General features: G+C 73.9%; 3 protein-coding genes. 1 reads left to right on the top strand and 2 read right to left on the bottom strand.

Annotated elements, in window-relative coordinates; translation table 11 throughout:
- Positions 1-442: 442 nt before the first annotated feature.
- Positions 443-1579, top strand: coding sequence for a glutamate--cysteine ligase (locus tag AB0I76_RS25125; RefSeq protein ID WP_357040125.1), 1137 nt, complete (start codon positions 443-445; stop codon positions 1577-1579).
- A 4-nt stretch (positions 1580-1583) separates the two neighbouring features.
- On the opposite strand, the gene AB0I76_RS25120 is transcribed toward AB0I76_RS25125, so the two are convergent.
- The gene (locus tag AB0I76_RS25120; protein WP_357040123.1) at positions 1584-3368 is read right to left on the bottom strand and encodes an N-acetylglutaminylglutamine amidotransferase; all 1785 of its coding nucleotides are present in this window, start codon (positions 3366-3368) and stop codon (positions 1584-1586) included.
- Positions 3369-3554: 186 nt separating this feature from the next.
- Positions 3555-3656 carry a helix-turn-helix domain-containing protein gene (locus AB0I76_RS25115; protein ID WP_357040128.1) on the bottom strand — a complete coding sequence of 34 codons (102 nt, stop codon included), beginning with the start codon at positions 3654-3656 and terminating at the stop codon, positions 3555-3557.
- Positions 3657-3675 lie beyond the last annotated feature (19 nt).

Below are 3675 nucleotides of genomic sequence, written 5' to 3'. Positions count from 1 at the left end.
CCCGCATGTCGGCGGTCCCGTGTTCGTCGAGGGGATTCAACGACCGGCCGGCCACCGTCATTCCGGGGCCGGGCGACCCACGCCCGGGGGCTGCGTGTCCTGCTCGATCGTCCGCCATGTGTAACGACCCCCGGCCGGCCACGATTCCGCCGCCAGGATGCCCCCGGTCACACCCCGGAACCGGACACCCAGCCTGATAACGGACGCCGCTGGCCAGGGGGCCGGGCGGAGATCCACTCGACATCACCGAAACCGGCGCATCGACCCAGCCGGACACCCCGACTTCACAGAACCCGAGTCGATCAGGGAACGGACACTCCGCGTACGCCGGGAAGAGCCGGTGGCGGACGGCGGCGGTTTGTGCGGGCGGACGGCCGGGAACCCGGCTTGCCCCGGCAGTGCGGCGCCCGGCGCGCCGCCCGACGAACGGACGCGACACCCCATGACCGACCGTCCGACCGTGGCCCCCGCCGTGCCCGACCTGGACCTGCTCACGCTCGGGGTGGAGGAGGAGTACCTGCTGCTGGATCCGGACACCGGGGAGAGCATGGCCGTCGCCGACCGGGTCCTCGACGCCCTGTCCGGGTCCGCCCGCGACCAGAGTCGGCAGGAGTTCCGGCACAGCATGGTCGAGATGGTCACCCCCGTCTCGTGCGACCTGGGCGAGGTGCGGGAGCACCTGGTGCGGCTGCGCCGGTCGGCGGCGGAGGCGGCGGAGGCGGCGGGGGCCCGACTCGTCGCGGTGGGGGCGACGCCGGTGCACGAGCGGCACCGGAGCGTTCCGGACGAACCGCGCTACCACGCGATGTCGCGCCGGTTCGGGCCGGTCGCGCACGACCCGGCGGTGTGCGGGTGCCACGTGCACGTCGGTCTGCCGGACCGCGAACTGGCCGTGCAGGTGTCCAACCACCTGCGCCCGTGGCTGCCGGTGGTGCAGGCGATCACCGCCAACTCGCCGCTGCACGACGGGCGGGACACCGGCCACGCCAGCTGGCGCTCGATGCAGCTCGAGCGCTGGCCGAGCATCGGGCCGACCCCGCACTTCGAGTCCGTGGCGGACTACGACGACACGGTCTCCGACCTCATCGCCGCCGGCATCATGCTCGACGCCGCGATGGTCTACTGGTACGCCCGGCCGTCGGCCGCGTACCCGACGGTGGAGGTCCGGGTCGGCGACGTGTGCCCGACGGTGGACGACACCGTGCTGGTCGCCGGTCTGGTGCGGGCGCTGGTGGCGACGATGTCCGACCAGGTCCGGGACGGGGTGACGGCCCCCCGGATCCGGGACTGTCTGGTGTCCGCCGCGCACTGGCGGGCCGCCCACGACGGGCTCGACGGTGACCTGATCGACCTGCGCTCCGGTGGCGCGAAGCCGGCCTGGACCCTCGTCGACGAGCTGTTCGCCACGGTCACGCCGGCCCTGGTGCGCCACGGCGACCTGGCGTACGTGCGGGCTCAGCTCGCCCGGGTCCACGCCGAGGGCAACGGCGCGATGCGACAGCGCCGGATCATGGCCCGTACGGCGGGCGACGTCCGCGCGGTCCTCGGCCACCTCGCCGCCCAAACCCGGGCGGTGTGACGCGTCAGCGGACGCCGTGCGACTGGAGCCAGAGTTCCAGCAGGCCGAGCTGCCACAGCTTGTTGCTGCCCGCGGCCGCCTGTGCCCGGTCGGGCGCGGCGAGCAGTTCCTCGACGTACGCCTCCCGGAACAGCCCGCGCTCCCGCGCGGCCGGCGCCCGCAGTGCCTCGACGACCAGGTCGCGGACCGGTCCGTCCACGTTGCGCAGCGCGGGCACCGGAAAGTAGCCCTTCGGCCGGTCGATGACCTCGGCGGGCAGCACCTCCCGGGCCACCTCCTTCAGCACGCCCTTGCCGCCCCGCGCGACCTTGTGCTCCGGCGGGCAGGCGGCGGCGAGCGCGACGAGGTCCTGGTCCAGGAACGGGGTGCGGATCTCCAGCCCCCACGCCATGCTCATGCTGTCCACCCGCTTGACCGGGTCGTCGGGCAGCATCAGGTGCGTGTCCAGGCGCAGCACCGCGTCCAGCGCGGTCTCCGCGCCGGGTGCGGCCAGGTCCGCGACGACCAGCTCGCGGCTGGCGTCGGCGTCGACGGCGTACGCGGGACCGACGACCCGACTCAGCTCGGCGTGGTCCCGGTCGAAGAACGCGGACGTGAACACCTGCGCCGCGTCGTCGCGGGGGATCCCGGCCAGGGGCTGGTGGTAGCCGTAGCCGGCGAACACCTCGTCCGCGCCCTGCCCGGACTGGGCCACCTTCACGTGCCGCGCCACCTGCTCGGAGAGCAGGTGGAAGGCGACCACGTCGTGGCTGCCCATCGGCTCGGTCATGGCCTCGACGGTCCGCCGCACGGCGGGCACCAGGTCGTCGTCGGCGAGCTGGATGCGCTGGTGGTCGGTGTCGTACGCGCGGGCGACGAGGTCGGAGTAGTGGAACTCGTCGCCGGCCTCGCCGCCCCGGCTGGCGAAGCCGATGCTGAACGTCCGCAGGTGCTCCTGCCCGGCCTCGGCGAGCAGCGCGACGATCATGCTGGAGTCCAGCCCACCGGAGAGCAGCACGCCGACCGGCACGTCGGAGACCAGCCGCCGCCGTACGGCGGTGCGCAGCGCGTCGCCCACCGCGGCTCGCCAGTCGCCGGCGTCCCAGCCGGCGTGGGCGGGGTCGCGCACGTAGTCGGGCCGCCAGTAGACGCGGTCGCGGCTGCGCCCGTCGGCCTCGACGACCCGGAGGGTGGCCGGCGGCAGCTTGCGGACGCCGCGCAGGATGGTGCGGGGCGCCGGCACGATCGAGTGCCACGACAGGTAGTGGTGCAGCGCCACCGGGTCGACGCCGGTGTCCACGTCGCCGCCGCGCAGCAGCGCGGGAAGCGTCGAGGCGAACCGCAGCCGGGTCGGGGTCTCGGCGAGGTAGAGGGGTTTGATGCCGAGCCGGTCGCGGGCCAGCACGAGCCGCCGCCGGGCCCGGTCCACCAGGCCGATGGCGAACATGCCGACCAGGTGGTCGACGAAGTCCTCGCCCCACTGCGCGTACGCCACCAGGATCACCTCGGTGTCGCTGGTGGAGTGGAAGGTGTGCCCGGCGGCGCGCAGCTCCTCGCGCAGCTCCGGGTAGTTGTAGACGCAGCCGTTGAAGACCAGCGCCAGCCCGAGGTCCTCGCGCACCATCGGCTGCCCGCCGGCGTCGGAGAGGTCGATGATGGTCAGCCGGCGGTGCCCGAGGGTCACCCAGCCGTCGCTCCACAGCCCCTCGCCGTCCGGCCCCCGGGACCGCATCGCCTCGGTCATCCGGGTCACCGCGTCGGCGTCGGGGGTCGTACCGTCGAACCTCGCCTCACCGCTGATGCCGCACATCCTCAGCGGTCACCGGGCCTTGCGCAGCACGGCCTCACCGTCACCACTCCCGTCGCACGTCGGTCCTCGTCGCGGACCGTCCGCGTGGGGGTCCGGTCCCGTCAACCGGACGGGCCGCGCGGGTACCCGTGGTCGTCACCGGCAAACACGGGTCGTCGTCTCAGAACTGTCGCGATATCTGTCGCACTATTCGACGGCGTCGCGGTTCAGGTGCCGGTAGACCGTGGCCCGGGAGACGCCCAGGCGGGCGGCGATCTCGTCGACCGAGTGCGTGCCCGCCGCGTGCAGCCGCCGGGCGAGCCCGACC

This window comes from Micromonospora sp. NPDC049799, from assembly GCF_040656655.1.
GTDB lineage: Bacteria > Actinomycetota > Actinomycetes > Mycobacteriales > Micromonosporaceae > Micromonospora.
The sequence above is the reverse complement of the archived record's forward strand: the minus strand, read 5'-3'. Positions and strand labels throughout refer to the sequence as shown.